The 17991-nt window shown below is 72.5% G+C and carries 20 protein-coding genes and 1 riboswitch; of the genes, 10 read left to right on the forward strand and 10 right to left on the reverse strand.

What is annotated here, in order from left to right:
* Nucleotides 1–44: 44 nt before the first annotated feature.
* Together AB0Q96_RS12775 and bioB are read right to left on the reverse strand one after the other, a co-directional pair.
* Nucleotides 45–1325 (reverse strand): adenosylmethionine--8-amino-7-oxononanoate transaminase, encoded by a 1281-nt coding sequence (locus AB0Q96_RS12775; protein ID WP_365324529.1) that lies wholly within the window; start codon nt 1323–1325, stop codon nt 45–47.
* Nucleotides 1318–2550 carry a biotin synthase BioB gene (bioB, locus tag AB0Q96_RS12780; RefSeq protein WP_365324531.1) on the reverse strand — a complete coding sequence of 411 codons (1233 nt, stop codon included), beginning with the start codon at nt 2548–2550 and terminating at the stop codon, nt 1318–1320. Before bioB ends, AB0Q96_RS12775 begins: the two co-directional genes overlap by 8 nt.
* Before the next feature lie 142 nt (nt 2551–2692).
* On the opposite strand from bioB, the gene AB0Q96_RS12785 reads away from it, so the two are divergent.
* Together AB0Q96_RS12785 and AB0Q96_RS12790 are read left to right on the forward strand one after the other, a co-directional pair.
* Nucleotides 2693–3919 carry an 8-amino-7-oxononanoate synthase gene (locus AB0Q96_RS12785; protein ID WP_365324533.1) on the forward strand — a complete coding sequence of 409 codons (1227 nt, stop codon included), beginning with the start codon at nt 2693–2695 and terminating at the stop codon, nt 3917–3919.
* A gap of 161 nt (nt 3920–4080) precedes the next feature.
* Complete coding sequence (locus AB0Q96_RS12790; protein ID WP_365324535.1) at nt 4081–4512, forward strand: ATP-binding protein; 432 nt, start codon at nt 4081–4083, stop codon at nt 4510–4512.
* A 167-nt stretch (nt 4513–4679) separates the two neighbouring features.
* Here the strand turns inward: AB0Q96_RS12790 and AB0Q96_RS12795 are convergent, their stop codons facing one another.
* The 3 genes from AB0Q96_RS12795 to AB0Q96_RS12805 form a co-directional block, all read right to left on the reverse strand.
* Nucleotides 4680–5156, reverse strand: coding sequence for a C40 family peptidase (locus AB0Q96_RS12795; RefSeq protein ID WP_365324537.1), 477 nt, complete (start codon nt 5154–5156; stop codon nt 4680–4682).
* Nucleotides 5157–5159: 3 nt separating this feature from the next.
* A riboswitch (cyclic di-AMP (ydaO/yuaA leader) is annotated at nt 5160–5359 on the reverse strand.
* Nucleotides 5360–5673: 314 nt separating this feature from the next.
* The gene (locus tag AB0Q96_RS12800; RefSeq protein WP_365324539.1) at nt 5674–5979 is read right to left on the reverse strand and encodes a hypothetical protein; all 306 of its coding nucleotides are present in this window, start codon (nt 5977–5979) and stop codon (nt 5674–5676) included.
* Nucleotides 5980–5986: 7 nt separating this feature from the next.
* On the reverse strand, nt 5987–6613 hold the full coding sequence (locus tag AB0Q96_RS12805; RefSeq protein ID WP_365324541.1) for an ATP-dependent Clp protease proteolytic subunit: 627 nt from the start codon (nt 6611–6613) through the stop codon (nt 5987–5989).
* A 58-nt stretch (nt 6614–6671) separates the two neighbouring features.
* On the opposite strand from AB0Q96_RS12805, the gene AB0Q96_RS12810 reads away from it, so the two are divergent.
* The 8 genes from AB0Q96_RS12810 to AB0Q96_RS12845 all read left to right on the forward strand — a co-directional run bounded on the left by AB0Q96_RS12810 (nt 6672) and on the right by AB0Q96_RS12845 (nt 13418).
* Complete coding sequence (locus AB0Q96_RS12810) at nt 6672–6956, forward strand: type II toxin-antitoxin system Phd/YefM family antitoxin (protein WP_365324543.1); 285 nt, start codon at nt 6672–6674, stop codon at nt 6954–6956.
* 166 nt (nt 6957–7122) lie between these two features.
* A complete protein-coding gene (locus AB0Q96_RS12815) occupies nt 7123–7425 on the forward strand; it encodes an urease subunit gamma (RefSeq protein WP_365324545.1) in 303 nt (100 codons plus the stop codon).
* A gap of 12 nt (nt 7426–7437) precedes the next feature.
* Entirely contained in the window at nt 7438–7776 is a 339-nt protein-coding gene (locus AB0Q96_RS12820) for an urease subunit beta (RefSeq protein WP_365324547.1), read from the forward strand.
* Nucleotides 7769–9490 carry an urease subunit alpha gene (locus AB0Q96_RS12825; RefSeq protein ID WP_365324549.1) on the forward strand — a complete coding sequence of 574 codons (1722 nt, stop codon included), beginning with the start codon at nt 7769–7771 and terminating at the stop codon, nt 9488–9490. The genes AB0Q96_RS12820 and AB0Q96_RS12825 overlap by 8 nt, the downstream gene beginning before the upstream one ends.
* Before the next feature lie 16 nt (nt 9491–9506).
* Complete coding sequence (locus AB0Q96_RS12830) at nt 9507–10169, forward strand: urease accessory UreF family protein (RefSeq protein ID WP_365324552.1); 663 nt, start codon at nt 9507–9509, stop codon at nt 10167–10169.
* Nucleotides 10170–10206: 37 nt separating this feature from the next.
* Complete coding sequence (gene ureG, locus AB0Q96_RS12835; protein ID WP_365324554.1) at nt 10207–10884, forward strand: urease accessory protein UreG; 678 nt, start codon at nt 10207–10209, stop codon at nt 10882–10884.
* Nucleotides 10881–11642: an urease accessory protein UreD gene (locus tag AB0Q96_RS12840; RefSeq protein WP_365324749.1), complete on the forward strand. Its 762-nt coding sequence runs from the start codon at nt 10881–10883 to the stop codon at nt 11640–11642. Before ureG ends, AB0Q96_RS12840 begins: the two co-directional genes overlap by 4 nt.
* Nucleotides 11643–11879: 237 nt before the next feature.
* Nucleotides 11880–13418 carry an alpha/beta hydrolase gene (locus tag AB0Q96_RS12845; protein WP_365324751.1) on the forward strand — a complete coding sequence of 513 codons (1539 nt, stop codon included), beginning with the start codon at nt 11880–11882 and terminating at the stop codon, nt 13416–13418.
* A 55-nt stretch (nt 13419–13473) separates the two neighbouring features.
* Here AB0Q96_RS12845 and AB0Q96_RS12850 read toward each other — a convergent pair whose 3' ends face one another.
* The 5 genes from AB0Q96_RS12850 to AB0Q96_RS12870 form a co-directional block, all read right to left on the reverse strand.
* Nucleotides 13474–14508, reverse strand: a complete 1035-nt coding sequence (locus AB0Q96_RS12850; RefSeq protein WP_365324556.1) for an NAD-dependent epimerase/dehydratase family protein — start codon at nt 14506–14508, stop codon at nt 13474–13476.
* A 201-nt stretch (nt 14509–14709) separates the two neighbouring features.
* Entirely contained in the window at nt 14710–14916 is a 207-nt protein-coding gene (locus tag AB0Q96_RS12855) for a hypothetical protein (protein ID WP_365324766.1), read from the reverse strand.
* A gap of 76 nt (nt 14917–14992) precedes the next feature.
* On the reverse strand, nt 14993–15946 hold the full coding sequence (locus tag AB0Q96_RS12860; protein WP_365324558.1) for a cytochrome c oxidase assembly protein: 954 nt from the start codon (nt 15944–15946) through the stop codon (nt 14993–14995).
* 103 nt (nt 15947–16049) lie between these two features.
* Nucleotides 16050–17075, reverse strand: a complete 1026-nt coding sequence (locus AB0Q96_RS12865) for a 6-phosphofructokinase (RefSeq protein WP_365324561.1) — start codon at nt 17073–17075, stop codon at nt 16050–16052.
* 161 nt (nt 17076–17236) lie between these two features.
* A complete protein-coding gene (locus AB0Q96_RS12870) occupies nt 17237–17965 on the reverse strand; it encodes a glutamine amidotransferase (protein ID WP_365324563.1) in 729 nt (242 codons plus the stop codon).
* Nucleotides 17966–17991: the final 26 nt, after the last annotated feature.

Genomic DNA, 17991 nt, shown 5'->3' on the forward strand with positions numbered 1-17991 from the left:
GGGGGTCCTTTCGGGGGTGGTGCGGGTCCGGGCCTTCGGGACGGTCAGCCCGCGCGGGCCGCCTCGCGGACCGCGGTCGCGATGCGGGCCAGGTCCTCGTCGCCGGTCACGAACGGGGGCATCGTGTAGATCAGGTCCCGGAAGGGGCGGAGCCACACGCCCGCCCGGACCGCCGCCCGCGTCGCCGCCGCCATGTCGACCTCGTGGTCGAGCTGGACGACGCCGATCGCGCCGAACACGCGGACGTCCCGCACGCCCGGGAGCGAGGCCGCCTCCGCGAGGCCCTCGCGGAGCCCCGTCTCGACGCGCTTCACCTCGACCCGCCAGTCCTGGGAGAGGAGCAGGTCGATCGAGGCGAGGGCGACGGCCGAGGCCAGCGGGTTGCCCATGAAGGTGGGGCCGTGGGCCAGCACGGGGACCTCGCCGCGCGAGATGCCCTCGGCGACCCGGCTCGTGCAGAGCGTCGCCGCCATCGACAGATAGCCGCCGGTCAGCGCCTTGCCGACGCACATGACGTCCGGCGAGACCCCGGCGTGGTCGGCGGCGAACAACTCTCCCGTCCGCCCGAACCCGGTCGCGATCTCGTCGAACACGAGGAGCACGCCGTGCTCGTCGCAGGCCTCGCGCAGCACCCGCAGGTACGCGGGGGAGTGGAAGCGCATGCCGCCCGCGCCCTGCACCACCGGCTCCACGATCACCGCGGCCAGTTCGTCCGCGTGCCGCCCGATCGCCTCGCGCAGCAGATCCGCGTACGACTCCTCGTACGTGGCGGGCGGCGCGTCGACGAAGACCTGGCGCTGCAGGACGCCGGACCACAGCTCGTGCATCCCGCCCTCCGGGTCGCACACCGACATCGGCTGCCAGGTGTCGCCGTGGTAGCCGCCGCGCCAGGTCAGCAGCCGCTGCTTGCCGGGGCGGCCGACCGAGCGCCAGTACTGGAGGCACATCTTGGCCGCGACCTCGACGGAGACCGAGCCGGAGTCGCTGAGGAAGACGTGCCGCAGCGGCTCGGGCGTGATCTCGACCAGGCGGGTGGCGAGCCGGACGGCCGGCTCGTGGGTGAGCCCGCCGAACATCACGTGGCTCATCCGGTCGAGCTGGCCGCGCACCGCCTCGTTCAGGACGGGGTGGTTGTAGCCGTGGACCGCCGACCACCAGGAGGACATGCCGTCCACCAACTCGTCCTGGCCCTCGGCGGGTTCGGCGAGCCGGAGCCGTACCCCGGACGCGGACGCGACGACCAGCGGCTCCGCGCGGCCCGGCATGGGGCCGTACGGGTGCCAGACGTGCGCCCGGTCCAGGGCCAGCAGTTCGTCGTTACGCATTCGGCGCGAGGTCCGTACCGGCGCCCCGGCGGCGCACCGCCACCAGGTCGGTCCTCGCCTCGGAAGCCGAGGCGGAGGCGGCCGGGGCGGCCTGCTCGGCCACCGGGCCGCCGCAGGGACCGCAGCCGCCGGCCGAGGCGTGCGAGCCGCAGCCGCCACCGGCCGCCTCCGCGTGCGAGCCGCACCCGCCGCCCGCCGCGGCGGCGGCGGCCACCGCGTCCGCGCGGTGCGCCGGAAGGGTCGTCGTGCCCGCGCCCTCCACCTCGAAGCCCGCGTCGGCGATCATGTCCAGGTCGGCCTGGCCGGCCTGGCCCTCGCTGGTCAGGTAGTCGCCGAGGAAGATCGAGTTGGCGATGTTCAGCGCCAGCGGCTGCATCGAGCGCAGGTGGACCTCGCGCCCGCCCGCGATCCGCACCTCGACGTCCGGGCAGACGAACCGGACCATCGCCAGGATCCGCAGGCAGCGCTGCGGGGTGAGGTTCCACTCCTTGGCCAGCGGGGTGCCCTCGAAGGGGATGAGGAAGTTCACCGGCACCGAGTCCGAGTCGAGCTCGCGCAGCGCGAACACGACGTCGACCAGGTCCTCGTCGCTCTCGCCCATGCCCGCGATGAGGCCCGAGCAGGCGGACAGGCCCGCCGCGTGCGCCTTCTGCACGGTGTCCACCCGGTCCGCGTACGTGTGGGTGGAGGTGATCTCCCCGTACGTCGCCTCGGAGGTGTTCAGGTTGTGGTTGTACGCGTCGGCGCCGGCCTCCCGCAGCCGCTCCGCCTGGCCGTCCGAGAGCAGACCGAGGCAGGCGCAGACCTCCACGCCCTCGTTCCCCTCCTTGATGGCCTCGATGGTCTTGCCGACCCGCTCCACGTCGCGGTCCGTCGGGCCGCGACCGCTCGCCACCAGGCAGACCCGCTTCGCGCCGCCCGCGACACCCGCGGCGGCCGCGGCGGACGCCTCGTCGGGCTTCAGCCACGTGTACTTGAGGATCCCCGCCGTGGAGCCGAGCCGCTGCGAACAGTACGAGCAGTCCTCGGGGCACAGGCCGGACTTCAGATTGACCAGATAGTTGAGCTTCACCCGGCGCCCGAACCACTGCCGGCGCACCTTGCCGGCAGCGGCCACCACATCGAGCAGGTCGTCGTCGGAGGTCGCCAGTACGGCGAGCGCTTCTTCACGGGTCGGCGACTCGCGCCGCAGCCCCTTGTCCACCAGCGTGTTCAGCAGGTCCATAAGCGCTGATCCTGGCCTACCGCACGCCCCTCGGCCAAGGAGGATCTGAACAAACGACCCCGATTGAGGTGTGTGCATGGCCACACCCTGACCTCGACCCGGGGCGGTTAGGGTCTGTGCGCTGCCTACAAAAGGATCCGTCATGCCGTCGCACGCCGAGGACCCGCAGGACCCGAGCGCGGGACGGGACCCGCGCCCCGGCGCCTTCGACTGGACGGACACCGCGGCCCGGCAGCGCGAGCGGGCGGGCCTGGTGCGCACGCTGCGCCCCCGGGCCGCCGACTCCGAGCTGCTCGACCTGGCGGGCAACGACTACCTGGGGCTCACCCGCCGGCCGGAGATCACCGAGGCGGCGGCCGACGCGGCCCGCCGCTGGGGCGCGGGCTCCACCGGCTCGCGGCTCGTCACCGGGTCCACGCGGCTGCACGCGCGCCTGGAGCGCGAACTCGCCGAGTTCAGCGGCTTCGAGGCCGCGCTGGTCTTCTCCTCCGGCTACACCGCCAACCTGGCCGCCCTGACCGCGCTCTCCGACCGGGACGGGCTGATCGTCTCCGACGCCGCCAACCACGCCTCGATCGTGGACGGCTGCCGGCTCGCGCGCGCCGAGACGGCCGTGGTCCCGCACGCCGACCCGGAGGCCGTCGCCAAGACCCTGGGCGCCCACCCGGGCCGCCGGGCGCTGGCCGTCAGCGACTCCGTCTTCTCCGTGGACGGCGACCGGGCGCCGCTCGCCGAGCTGGCCGCCGTCTGCCGGGCGCACGGCGCGGGCCTGGTCGTCGACGACGCGCACGGCTTCGGCGTCCTGGGCGCGGGCGGGCGCGGCGCGCTCCACGAGGCGGGGCTCGCGGGCGCCCCGGACGTCGTCGCCACCCTCACCCTCTCCAAGTCGCTCGGCAGTCAGGGCGGCGCGGTCCTCGGACCGGCCCGGGTCATCGAGCACCTGGTCAACGCGGCCCGCACCTTCATCTTCGACACGGGGCTCGCCCCGGCCGCGGCGGGCGGCGCCCTCGCGAGCCTGCGGCTGATCGCGGCCGAGCCCGGGCTCGCCGCCCGGGCCCGGGGCGTGGCGGGCCGCCTGCACACGCTGCTGACCGGGGCGGGGCTGACCGCCGCCCGCCCGGACGCGGCCGTGGTCTCGGTGCGCGCCCCGGGGCCGCAGGAGGCGCTGCGGTGGGCGGCGGACTGCCGCGAACGGGGTCTCGGCGTCGGCTGCTTCCGGCCGCCGTCGGTCCCGGACGGCATCTCGCGCCTGCGGCTGACCGCGCGCGCGGACCTCACGGACGGGCAGATCGAGCGGGCCGTCGCGACGATCCTGCGGACGGCACCGGCCGGGGCGGTGGCGGCGGGGCGGGACGCGGTCCGACCGTAGGTCACGCACGCGTGTCCGGTCGCCCGTCGCACCGTTCACCGCATCGGGCGACAGATATCCGTATATCTTGGCCGATCGCCACCCAGCGCGGTGCGATCGGTGGCAGTCTGGCGCGCAGCGCAATCCGGGGCCGGGCCCGGTGGGAAAGGGACAGCGTCGCCATGGCAGATCACCAGGAAGCAACCCTCACGCTGCCGAGCGATCCCGCTTCGGTGCCGGCCGCCCGGCGGTACGTCGCCGAGGTCCTCGGGTCCTGGGGGCTCGACGACGCGGACGAGATCGCGGACACCGTGCGGCTGATCGTCTCGGAGCTGGCGACCAACGCGGTGCAGCACACCTTCGGCCAGTCGCCGACCTTCACGGTCGACGTGCGCCTGGAGCGCGACGAGCAGTTGCGCATCGGAGTGACCGACAGCCATCCGCGCTGGCCGCGCAGGCTGCCCGCCGCCGTGCAGCAGGACAACGGGCGGGGCATGGTGATCATCCGCTGTCTGGCCGCGGAGGCCGGCGGGCGGCTGACGGTGACGCCCACGGAGGAGGGCGGCAAGACCGTCTGGATCAGGCTGCCCTGGCCCGCGGCGCACGCCGCGTAGGGAGCGTGCCGAACAAGGAAGTGTGCCGAACAGGAAGTGTGCCGGGCGGGAGGAGGGGCCGGCGGCGCCACCGGGCGCTCCTCCCGCACCGTCGTGCGGCGCGTTCGTCCGCGGGGTTCAGCGCATCGGCTGATCGGGCCGGTGCGCGGGTGCGGCGGGTCCGCCCGTCAGCGGACGCGGCCGTAGAGGACCTTGGAGCTCCAGATCTTGTCCAGCTTCACCCATGAGCCGGTCTTCGGCGAGTGCCAGATCTTGTTGTTACCCGCGTAGATTCCGACGTGGTACACCCGTCCGCCGGAATGGAAGAAGACCAGGTCCCCCTTCTGCCGGCCGGCCGCCGAGATGTGCCGGGTCTTGTTGTACTGCTGCTGCGCGGTGCGGGGCAGCGTCTTGCCCGCCTTCTTGTACGAGTAGAGCGTGAGGCCCGAGCAGTCGAAACGGCCGGGTCCCGAGGCTCCGTACCTGTAGGGCGATCCCTTCTTCGAGGCGGCGACGTTCAAGGCCTTGTCGGCGTAGGACGTCGCGGCCTGGGCCTCCGGCGCCGCTCCTGGGGCGAGCAGCGTGCCGCCGACGGCGGCGAGGGTGAGAGCCGTGACGGCTCCGGCCCGGGACAGCAGGGACGGGACATGAATCTGCGCAGTCATGCGCAACCCTTCGTCAGCCGCCTGTGAAGGATGACCTGTCGGGTTCGGGCAGGCGAAGATGCCCGGCCGCGGCTGCGGCTTCACCCCAAGGAACGTCCGCACACTGCGCGAACGCCCCGTACTGCCTGGGTCCTCCACTCCTGCCGATCCACTCCTGTCGACCAGGCGTCCGGGACAGCGGCAGGACTCGGCGTCCGCCCGGACCGCCCCGCCGTGGGTGGCGGGGGCTTGTCGTCGTCGAGGATCTTGACCCACATCCAGGGCGAAATCCGAGCTGAAACGGCGATATGTGAGGCTCCTCACGACTGATCCATACGGGTGGACAGTCGGGTTTCGGGATCTTCGGAGCTTTGCCCGATGAGCCCCGCACCTGCGGCGGAACGCCCAATTCCGCCAGATGCGTACACCTGTTGCGCAACTCGTCTGAGCTTCATGTCGATTCGTCGACTACGCCGAACGGGGGAGGGATTCTGCGGTCTCGTGCCCCGGGCGGCCCTCGACACGACACGCGGGAGTGTCAACTCGGGGGTTCGTCGGGGACGGTGACCCGGCCGGTCCGCCGCTCTCCGTCCAACACCCTCAACGCGCGCGCCAATGTGTCGGCGTGGACCTCGCTCTCGCCCCGCATATGCATGAGCGTCAGGGCGTCCCGGAGGGCCGTCGCGCGCCCCACCAGTGCCTGAGCCGCGCGAAGTGCCCCATAGGTATGCGTGGATCTGGATGGATTGATCCTCCCGAGGAGGTCGACGACCTCCAGGTAGGTGTCGACGAGGTCGCCCTCGGCGCGCGTCAGGGCGGGGAGCGGCGGCAGCTCCGGCACCATGGCGGGCTCACCGCTCCCCGGCGCCGGCGGAGTCGCCGCGGGTCCGCACCACGTGGTCCACCAGGCCGTAGGCCAGGGCGCCCGGCGCGTCGAGCACGGTGGTCCGGTCGAGGTCGGCGGCGGTCCGCTCGCGGCTCTGCCCGGTGCTCTCGGCGAGCAGGGCGACGACCAGGTCCCGCTGGCGCAGCAATTCCCGCGCGTGGATGTCCAGATCGCTGGGCTGTCCCCGCAGGGGTTCGTCCATGGCGGGCTGCTGGAGGACGATCCGGGCGCCCGGCAGCGACAGGCGCCGTCCCGGGGCGCCGGCCGCGAGCAGCACGGCGGCGGGGCCGACGGCCTGGCCGAGGCAGGTGGTCTCCACCTCGCAGGAGAGCGTCCGCATGGTGTCGTGGATCGCGGTCATGGCGCTGACCGAGCCGCCGGGGGAGTTGATGTAGAGGGAAACCGTGCGGCCGGGTTCCGCGTGGTCGAGGTGCAGGAACTGGGCGATGGCGTCGTTGGCCGAGGTCTCGTCGATCGGCGTGCCGAGGAAGACGATCCGCCCCTCCAGCAGCTTCGAGTAGGGGTCGAGCGTGCGGCTGCCGTAGGAGGTGCGCTCGGTGAACTCGGGAAGGACGTAGCGGGCGTCGGGCATGGCGTACTCCTCTGTCTGTAAAAAATGTACAGGACGTACAGGCCGTAAGATGAGGAGCATGGCCTATGAGATTCCGGTGACGCAAGCGCGGGCAGAGCTCGCCGACCTGATCAACCGCGTCGTCTACGGCAACGAGCGCGTGGTCGTCACCCGCCACGGCAAGCCGCTCGTCGCCCTGGTGTCCGCCGCTGACCTGGAACTCCTCGAAGCGGCCGAACAACCGGTCGAGGAGCGGGCGGTCAGCTCGGTCTCCGGCGTCGGCTCGCTCGCCTCCGCTCCGGGCGAACAGCGACGCTTCGGCATCGCCGCCCACCACCGCGACCCGGGGACGCCCGGCGGCTGAGGTCCATGGGCTCGCAAAGCCCGAGTTAACGAGCAGGAAAAACTTCCGCCCTAACGTGCAATGTCTGACGCGGCGGCCCTTCTCACGACGTCAACAGAGTGTTGAGGATCGTTAGGGTCCCCTGCGTCCGGGAGTCATGCCCGGTGGACGACAGTGAGGTGGAAGCGTGCAACTCAGCCCCCATGAGCAGGAAAGACTGCTCATCCATGTCGCGGCGGACGTGGCGGAGAAGCGCCGGGCACGCGGTGTGCTCCTCAATCACCCGGAGGCCGTCGCCCTCATCACCTCCCACGTCCTCGAAGGCGCCCGGGACGGGCGCACCGTCGCCGAACTGATGGCCTCCGGGCGCAAGGTGCTCAGCCGCGAACAGGTCATGGACGGCATCCCCGAGATGATCCACGACGTCCAGGTCGAGGCGACCTTCCCCGACGGCACCAAACTGGTGACCGTCCACGAGCCGATCATCTGACGGGGGCACGCGATGATCCCCGGAGAGATCCTGTACGCGGACGGGCCCGTGGTCCTCAACGAGGGCCGCCCGGTCAGCCGCCTCACCGTCCTGAACGCCGCCGACCGGCCCGTCCAGGTCGGCTCCCACTACCACTTCGCCGAGGCCAACCCGGGTCTCGACTTCGACCGCACGGCCGCGCGCGGGCTGCGGCTGAACATCGCCGCCGGCACCGCCGTGCGCTTCGAGCCCGGCATCCCCGTCGAGGTCGAACTGGTGCCGATCGCCGGCCGCCGGGTCGTCCCCGGACTGCGCGGCGAGACCGCCGGACCCCTCGACAGCACCGAGCCGAACGGAGGCGACCGTGCCTGAGCTGCACCGCGCCGTCTACGCCGACCTGTTCGGCCCCACCACCGGCGACCGGATCCGGCTCGCCGACACCGACCTGCTCGTCGAGATCGAGGAGGACCGCTCCGGCGGCCCGGGCCGCGCCGGCGAGGAGGCCGTGTTCGGCGGGGGCAAGGTCATCCGCGAGTCCATGGGCCAGTCCCGCACCACCCGCGCCGAAGGCGCCCCCGACACGGTGATCACCGGCGTCGTGGTCATCGACCACTGGGGCATCGTCAAGGCCGACATCGGCATCCGCGACGGCCGGATCACCGCCCTCGGCAAGGCCGGCAACCCCGACACCATGGACGGGGTCCACCCCGAACTGGTCATCGGCCCCGAGACCGAGGTGATCGTCGGCAACGGGCGGATCGTCACCGCCGGCGCCGTCGACACCCACGTCCACTTCATCTCGCCGACCGTCGTCGAACAGGCCCTCGCCACCGGCGTCACCACCCTCGTCGGCGGCGGCACCGGACCGGCCGAAGGCACCAAGGCCACCACGATCACCCCCGGCCCCTGGCACATGGCCCGGATGTTCGAGGCCCTGGACACCTTCCCCGTCAACATCGGTCTGCTCGGCAAGGGCAACACCATGTCCCGGGAGGCCATGCACTCCCAGCTGCGCGGCGGCGCCCTCGGCTTCAAGATCCACGAGGACTGGGGCGCCACCCCGGCCGTCATCGACGCCTGTCTGAGCGTCTGCGAGGAGACCGGCGCCCAGCTGGCCATCCACACCGACACCCTCAACGAGGCCGGCTTCGTCGGCGACACCCTCGCCGCCATCGGCGGGCGCACCATCCACGCGTACCACACCGAGGGCGCGGGCGGCGGGCACGCCCCCGACATCATCACCGTGGTCTCCGAGCCGTACGTGCTGCCCAGCTCGACCAACCCGACCCGGCCGCACACCGTCAACACCATCGAGGAACACCTCGACATGCTGATGGTCTGCCACCACCTCAACCCGGCCGTCCCCGAGGACCTCGCCTTCGCCGAGTCCCGGATCCGGCCCTCGACCATCGCGGCCGAGGACGTCCTGCACGACCTCGGGGCCATCTCGATCATCTCCTCCGACTCCCAGGCCATGGGCCGGATCGGCGAGGTGATCATGCGCACCTGGCAGACCGCGCACGTGATGAAGAAGCGGCGCGGCGCGCTCCCCGGCGACGGGGCCGCCGACAACCACCGGGCCCGGCGCTATGTCGCCAAGTACACGATCAACCCGGCCGTCGCGCAGGGCATGGGGCACCTCATCGGCTCCGTCGAACCCGGCAAGCTGGCCGACCTGGTGCTCTGGGAGCCCGCCTTCTTCGGCGTCAAGCCGCTCGTCGTGATCAAGGGCGGACAGATCGCGTACGCGCAGATGGGCGACGCCAACGCCTCCATCCCGACGCCCCAACCGGTGCTGCCCCGGCCGATGTTCGGCTCGCTCGGGCGGGCCGCCGCGGCCGGCTCGGTCAACTTCGTCGCCGAGGCGGCGATCGAGGACGACCTGCCGCAACGGCTCGGCCTGCACAAGGAGTTCACCGCGATCGGCTCCACCCGGCGGGTCACCAAGGCCGACATGCGGGAGAACGACGCGCTGCCCCGGGTCGAGGTCGACGCCGACACCTTCACGGTGACCATCGACGGCGAACCGGTCGTACCGGCCCCCGCCGCCGAACTGCCCATGGCCCAGCGTTACTTCATCTTCTGACGGGCCCCGTACCACCATGAGATCCGCACTGCTCGTGCTCGCCGACGGGCGATTCCCCGCCGGCGGGCACGCCCACTCCGGCGGCGCCGAGGCCGCGGTCAAGGCCGGCCGCCTCAAGGACGCCGCCGACCTGGAGGCGTTCTGCCGCGGCCGGCTGCGCACCACCGGGCTCACCTCGGCCGCGCTCGCGGCCGCGGCGGCCCTCGGCGCCGACCCGCACGAACTCGACGCCGCCGCCGACGCCCGCACCCCCTCGCCGGCCCTGCGGGCCACCGCCCGCAAGCTGGGCCGGCAGCTGATGCGGGCCGCCCGCGCGGCCTGGCCGAGCCCCGAACTCGACCGGCTGGCCGCCGCGTTCCCGCGCGGCGCCCACCAGCCGGTCGTCCTCGGCACGGCCGCCCGCGCCGCCGGACTCGGCCCCGAGGACGCCGCCCACTGCATCGGCTACGAGACCGTCAGCGGGCCCGCCACCGCCGTCGTCCGCCTGCTCGGCCTGGACCCCTTCCAGGCCACCGCCGTCCTGGCCCGGCTCGCCCCCGACCTGGACGAGGTCGCCGCCCGCGCCGCCGCCGCGGCCCGCGAGGGCGACGTCCACGCCCTGCCCGCCGCCTCGGCCCCGCTGCTCGACCTCGCCGCCGAACAGCACGCGACCTGGCCGGTCCGCCTGTTCGCCTCCTGAGCCGCCACCCCGAGCATCCGAGAACACTGGAGCCCCCATGCACCTCGACCACGGCCACGACCACGGCCAGGCGGTCTCCGCCGACGCCCACCGCCCCGACGGCACCCGCCGCGCCCTGCGCATCGGCCTCGGCGGCCCCGTCGGCTCCGGCAAGACCGCCACCGTCGCCGCCCTCTGCCGCGAACTGCGCGACACCCTCTCCCTCGCCGTCGTCACCAACGACATCTACACCCGCGAGGACGCCGAGTTCCTGCTCCGCGAGGCCGTACTGCCGCCCGAGCGGATCCAGGCCGTCGAGACGGGCGCCTGCCCGCACACCGCGATCCGCGACGACATCTCCGCCAACCTCGAAGCCGTCGAGGACCTGGAGGACTCGGTCGGCCCGCTCGACCTCGTCCTCGTCGAATCCGGCGGCGACAACCTCACCGCCACCTTCTCCAAGGGCCTCGTCGACGCCCAGATCTTCGTCATCGACGTCGCCGGCGGCGACGACATCCCGCGCAAGGGCGGCCCCGGCGTCACCACCGCCGACCTCCTCGTCGTCAACAAGACCGACCTCGCCCCCTACGTCGGCTCCGACCTGGGCCGGATGGCGAGCGACGCCGCCGCGCAACGCGGTGAACTGCCCGTCGCCTTCACCTCGCTCCGCTCCGCCGAGGGCGTCGCCCCGGTCGCCGACTGGGTCCGCGCCCGCCTCGCCGCATGGACCGCATGAGCCTGCGCGCCACCGCCCGGATCGCCGCCGCGGCGGACGGCTCGCTCCCCGTCCTGGAGAGCGACGGGCCGCTCGCCCTGCGCCGCACCCGCGCCCCCGGCCCGTACACCCGGGTCACCGTCGTCGGCGCCATGAGCGCCCCGCTCGGCGGCGACCGGCTCCTCCTGGAGACCGAGGTACGGGACGGGGCGCGGCTCCTGGTCGACTCCGCCGCCGCGACCGTCGCCCTGCCCGGCGCGGACGGCACCCTCGCCACGTACGATCTCGCGCTCACCGTCGGCCGGGGCGCGGAACTGCGCTGGCTGCCGGAGCAGCTGGTCTCCGCCGCGGGCTCCGAGCTGCGCATGCGGACCACGGTCGAACTCGCCGCCGACGCGCGGCTGGTGCTCCGCGAGGAGCAGATCCTCGGGCGCCACGGCGAGCGGCCCGGCACCCTCACCACCCGGCTGACCGTGCGCCGCGACGGGCGCCCCCTGCTCGACCAGGAGCTGGCGTACGGCCCCGGGACGTCCGAGGGGTGGGACGGCCCCGCCGTCCTCGGCGGGCACCGGGCCACCGGACAACTCCTCGTCGTCGACCCGGACTTCGCCACAGAAGGGGGCAAGCAGGGCAAAGCGCCCGAAGCGCGGCTCCTCGGCGAGTACGCCGTGCTGGTGCCCCTCGCCGGACCCGCCGCCCTGGTCAGCGCCGTCGCGCCCGACGCCCTGGCACTGCGCCGCGCCCTCGACGAGGGCCTGGAACTGCTCGCTCCGCGGTGAGTTCCCGGGGGATTCCCGGCGATTCCAGGGGGAGTTCCGACGGAGTTCCGCTCAGCGGTACACCGATCTCCGGTTATTGGTTCGGCAAAGAAACACGTGTACGCCCTTTTACCGGAGGCCCCAAGGACGAAAGGATCCCCCGGACAGCCCACCACGGCGCTGCCACGGGGGCGGCGCCCACCGAGGGGGAGGAACCACTTGAGACGTACAGCAGTGCTCGGCTCCGCCGGCACTCTGATGACGGCGACGCTCATAGTCAGCGCGCTGGCCGCACCGACGGCCGGCGCGCAGAGCCGCCACGACCGTGACGACGAGGCGCGCGGCGCGACCATCGCCGCCGCCCGCGCCGCGAAGGCCGGCATCGACTGGCAGGACTGCCCGGCCGACTGGGGGCTCGAGAAGCCCATCAAGTGCGGCTGGGTCACCGTTCCGGTCGACTACGCGCACCCCAACGGCAAGCAGATCAAGATCGCCGTGGACCGCATCGCCGCCACCGGCACCCCGCAGGAGAAGCAGGGCGCCCTGCTCTACAACCCGGGCGGCCCCGGCGGCTCCGGTCTGCGCTTCCCGCGCCGCGTGACCACCAACAACAAGATCTGGGCGAACGCCGCCAAGGCCTACGACTTCGTGGGCTTCGACCCGCGCGGCGTCGGCCACTCGGCGCCGATCTCCTGTGTCGACCCCACCGAGTTCGTGAAGGGCCCCAAGCCCGACCCGGTCCCGGACAGCGAGGCCGACAAGCTGGCCCAGCGCAAGGCGGCCGCCGCGTACGCCAAGGGCTGCGCGGAGAAGAGCGGCGACCTGCTGCCCTTCATGACCACCCGCAACACCGTGCGTGACCTCGACGTCGTCCGGGCCGCGCTCGGCGAGAAGAAGCTCAACTTCGTCGGCGTCTCCTACGGCACCTACCTCGGCGCCGTCTACGGCACGATGTACCCGGACCACGTGCGCCGCATGGTGGTCGACAGCGTGGTCAACCCCGCGAAGAGCAACATCTGGTACCAGGCCAACCTGGAGCAGGACATCGCCTTCGAGGGGCGTCTCAAGGACTGGATGACCTGGGTCGCCCAGCACGACGACGCCTACCACCTCGGCAAGACCTACGCCGAGGTCCAGCAGCAGTGGGTGACCCTGCGCGCCGCCGCCAAGAAGAACCCCCTCGGCGGCAAGGTCGGTCCGGCCGAGCTCATCAACTTCTTCCAGAGCGCGCCGTACTACGACTCCTCGTGGGCCCCGGTCGCCGAGGCGTGGAGCGCTTACGCCCAGGGTGACCCGCAGCCGCTCATCGACGGTGCCGCCGCGGACCTCACCGACACGGCCGGCAACATCGCGTCGGAGAACGGCAACGCGGTCTACACGGCCGTCGAGTGCGCCGACGCGCCCTGGCCGACCAGCTGGAAGAAGTGGGACCGGGACAACTCCCGCCTGCACGAGCAGTACCCGTTCATGACCTGGGCCAACGCCTGGATGAACCTGCCCTGCGCCACGTGGTCCACGCCGCGCGAGCGGGCGACCCAGGTGAAGACCGGCAAGGGTCTGCCGCCGGTGCTCATCGTCCAGTCCGAGCGTGACGCCGCGACGCCGTACGCCGGCGCCGTCGAGCTGCACAAGCGGTTCAAGGGTTCGCGTCTGATCACCGAGCGGAACGCCGGCTCGCACGGCGTCACCAACCTGGTGAACTCCTGCATCAACCCGAAGGTCGAGACGTACCTGCTCACCGGCAAGGTGGACAGCCAGGACGTGACGTGCGACCCGCACGCCACGCCCCAGCCGTAACACCCGCACATCATGAAGAGGGGCGGTCGCCGTACGGCGGCCGCCCCTCCGCGGTTCAGCGCGCGGCCAGCCAGGCGTCCTCCGCCGCGTAGTCGAAGAAGTCCACCCCGTACTTGACCAGACCGGGGAAGGCCTCCCGCCAGTCCCGCTCCGCCACCGTCGCGGCCAGGAACTCGATCGTGCCGGGCAGCGACTGGGCGTACCCCGTCACCGGCCGGTACCCCAGCTCCCGCTCCGCCGCCGACATGTCGCAGACCATCGGCCGCGGCGTGGTCCACGGGGTGTAGCCCACCATGTCCTTGCCCGGCGCCCCCTCGAACAGGACCGTCTCGCTGGTCACGCCCATCGCCGCGTCGACCGCCGCACCGATCTCGGCCACCGTCGGCGCCTCGGGGTCGGCCCCGTTGAGCACCCGGGTCCCCGGCCGCGCGGCGGCCAGCCGGACCAGCTCCGCCAGGTTGTCCACGTGCACCGGATGGAAGACGGACCGCCCGCCCTCCGCGAGGATCCGCACCGGGCGCCCGTCCAGGGCCCGCTTCACGAACCACAGCTCGCGCGGCCCCGGGCTGTACGGGCCGTGCACGGCCGCCGCCCGCAGCAGGGTGGTCGGCAGCGTCCCGGCCGCCGCGAGCAGCTCCCGCTCCAGCGCCACCTTCCGCGTGCTGTACGAGCCGTCGCCGGGCGCGACCGTCCCCAGCGTCTCCGGGATCGGCAGCGGATAGTCCGGGAAGCCGTCCGGCTCGTCCTGCGTGTCGAAGTTGCGGCCCCGCGCGTCCTGGTAGACCGCGGCGCTGGAGATCACCACCGCCGAACCGATCCGGTCCGCGAGCCCCGTCAGCTGCCGCCCGTGCCCCGCGTCGAAGGCCACCACGTCCACCAGGACGTCGGTGCCCTCCCCGAGCGCCGCCGCCAGCGCGCCCTCCTCGGTGCGGTCCACGACCGCCGACCGGACCTCCGCCGGCCACTTCTCGTCCCGGCCGCCGCGGCGCGAGCCGGCCGTCACCTCCCAGCCGTCCTCGACGAGCGCCCGCACGGCCGCCCGTCCGATCTGTCCCGTCGCTCCCAGCACGAACGCGTTTCCCTTGGTCATGCGGGGGACGCTACGGGCCGGGGGCCGCGCCGCCCAGGCCCTTTCGCCGTGCGCGGATCCGCTGTGGGCGTCCGTCCGACGGGAACTTCCCGGGCTCCTCGTCCGTGCGGCCGGCCGCCTTCACCGAGGAGCACGTGCTCGAGGACCCGGTAGAACACCGGCAACCCCCGTCGGACGCCGGACGAGCCCTCCGCGCACGCGTCAGGGCTGGGGCTTGGGGCGCGGACGTGGGCGCCGGACCGTCGGCTCGCCGCTGTCCGCGGCGGCCATCCCGATCGTGACCACGCCGAGAATCACCCAGCCGAACCAGAGCCAGCCGCTGCTGCCGAGCGCCACCGTGTACGCGGTGGTGAGCACCAGGGCGGCGGCGGTGACCGCCGCCATCGTCTTCGTGGGACCGGACATCATCGCTCAGCCCTCCTCGAAGCCATCGTGACTCCTGGGACGGGTCGGGCGCCAGCCCTGCGAAGGCGGCGAAACCGTGCTACTGCGAGGCACGTCCCTGGAGCGAGGCCAGGTACGCGTTGTACGCCTCCAGCTCCTTGTCGCCGTCCCGGTCCGCCGCCCGGTCCTTGCGTACCGCCTGCCGCTGCTCGGAGTGGTACCACTGGTAGACCAGCGCGATCAGCACCAGTACCGACGGGATCTCACTGAACGCCCAGGCGATGCCGCCCGCCGCGTTCTGGTCGGTCAGCGCGTCGATCCCCAGCGAGGCCGGCGGGTTCTTGTACACCTCGACCAGCGGCTCGGTCGCCATCATCATCGCGATGCCGAAGAACGCGTGGAACGGCATGCCCGCGAAGAGCTCCAGCATCCGCATCACATAGCCGGGCCGGTGCGGCCCCGGGTCGACGCCCATGATCGGCCAGAAGAAGACCAGGCCCACCATGAGGAAGTGGACCATCATCCCGACGTGGCCCGCCTTGGAGCTCATCAGCGTGTCGAACAGCGACGTGAAGTACAGCCCGTACAGGCTCGCGATGAACATCGAGATCGTGAACGCCGGGTGCGTGATGATCCGCATGTACCGGCTGTGCAGCAGCTTCAGGAGCAGCTCGCGCGGGCCGATCGAGCCCCGGCCCGCCACCGGCAGCGCCCGCAGCGCCAGCGTCACCGGCGCGCCGAGCAGCAGCAGGATCGGCGACAGCATGGAGATCACCATGTGCTGGACCATGTGCACGCTGAACATGACCATGCCGTAGTCGTTCAGCTTGGTGCACATCACCAGGGCGATGCTCAGCACGCCCACCGCGAAGAACACCGTCCGGCTCACCGGCCACGCGTCCCCGCGCTTGCGCAGCCGCGCCACGCCCCAGCCGTACAGGCCGAGGCCGGCGACGCAGCCGATCAGGAAGAACAGGTCGGGAGAGAACTCCAGGGCCCGCCCCAGCGTGAACGGCGGCAGATCCATGGTCATGCCGTGCCCGCTGTGATCCATGTGTCTACTCCTGGAGCCCGATTCGCGCTTGTTGTCCGCACCAGACTAGAACCGCCCCCGGCCGCGACTGCGACCGGGGGCGGTTCCTGGCGTGGCCAGGGGCTCAGAGCACGGTCTCGGCCTCGGCGTAGCGGTCCGCGGGGACCGTCTTCAGCGTCTCGACGGCCTCGGCGAGCGGCACCAGCTCGATGTCCGTGCCGCGCAGCGCCGTCAGCATGCCGAAGTCGCCGCGGTGCGCCGCCTCCACCGCGTGCCAGCCGAAGCGGGTCGCGAGGACGCGGTCGTACGCGGTCGGGGTGCCGCCGCGCTGGACGTGGCCGAGGATGACCGGGCGGGCCTCCTTGCCGAGGCGCCGCTCCAGCTCCGCGGAGAGCTGGTTGGCCACGCCGGTGAAGCGCTCGTGGCCGTAGATGTCGGTGCCGGCGGTCTTGAAGTCCATCGAGCCCTCGCGGGGCTTCGCGCCCTCGGCGACCACGACGATCGCGAAGCGCTTGCCGTCCTCGAAGCGGGCGCCGACCCGGGCGGTCAGCTCGTCGATGTCGAAGGGACGCTCGGGCACGACGATCGCGTGCGCGCCGGCCGCCATGCCGGAGTGCAGGGCGATCCAGCCGGTGTGGCGGCCCATGACCTCGACGATCAGCACGCGCTGGTGCGACTCGGCGGTGGTCTTCAGACGGTCGAGGGCCTCGGTCGCCACGGTGACGGCGGTGTCGAAGCCGAAGGTGACATCGGTCGAGGCGATGTCGTTGTCGATGGTCTTGGGCACGCCGACGATCGGCAGCCCGGCCTCGGAGAGGAGGTGCGCGGCCTTCAGCGTGCCCTCGCCGCCGATCGGGATGATCGCGTCGATGCCGAGGTCCGCGACATGGCCCTTGGCGCGTTCGACGCCGTCGACCAAGTGCGCGGGCTGCACCCGCGAGGAACCCAGCATGGTCCCGCCGCGGGCGAGTATGCCGGCCACCGAGTCGAGGTCCAGCTTGCGGTAGTCGCACTCCAGGAGGCCCTTCCACCCGTCGTGGAAGCCGATGACCTCGTCACCGTGGTCGACGACGGCGCGGTGCACGACGGACCGGATGACGGCGTTCAGACCGGGGCAGTCTCCGCCGGAGGTGAGCACACCAATGCGCATAGCCCAAAAACCTTTGCAACGTGGGCAGACTCCCGGACCACGTCGTCCGGCTGGATCCCCGCCACCCTATCGGTGCAGGGTGGCGGGGCCGAACCGGATGTCCGCACAGTGGACAACGTACTTTCGTACGAGAGTCGTACGGACCGGGGCGTTACGGACCGTCAGGCGGGCTGCGAGGCCGCCGCGATGCGCTCGGAGCGCAGCGCCTCGTACCAGCGGTCGTCCGTCGGCGGCAGCGCGTTCACGTCCAGCGCCAGCTTCAGCATCAGATCCGCGATCTGCGGGTTCCGCGCCATCACGGGGCCGTGCATGTAGGTGCCGAAGACGGTGTCGTTGTACGCGCCCTCGGTGCCGTCGCCGGTGCCGTTGCCGTTGCCGAACACGGTCCGGGCGAACGGGCGGGCGGTCGGGCCGAGGTGGGTGACGCCCTGGTGGTTCTCGAACCCGGTGAGCTGGGGCAGGCCCAGGTGCGGGTCGATGTCCCCGAGCACGTCGCCGACGCACCGGGCGCCCTCGCCGCGGACCGTCGTCACGTCGAGCAGGCCGAGACCGGCCTGCCGCTCGCCGACGTCGTTGACGAACTCGTGGCCCAGGATCTGGTAGCCGGCGCAGACCGAGAAGATGATCGCGCCGTTGGACGCCGCCCGGCTCAGACCGCCGTCGCGGAGCAGCCGCTCGGCCGCGAGCCGCTGCGGCCGGTCCTCGCCGCCGCCGATGAGGTAGATGTCGCCGGAGGTCGGGACCGGCTGGTCGCTGCGCACGTCGACGCGCTCGACGCTGAGGCCGCGCTGGCGGGCGCGGCGCTCGACGACGAGGACGTTGCCCTGGTCGCCGTAGGTGCTGAGCAGGTCCGGGTAGACCCAGACCAGACGCAGGCTGCTGTCAGTCATGCTGCATGTCCTTCTGCGGGGTCGAG

It is taken from the genome of Streptomyces sp. NPDC093111 (genome assembly GCF_040683955.1).
In the GTDB taxonomy this organism is placed as follows: domain Bacteria; phylum Actinomycetota; class Actinomycetes; order Streptomycetales; family Streptomycetaceae; genus Streptomyces.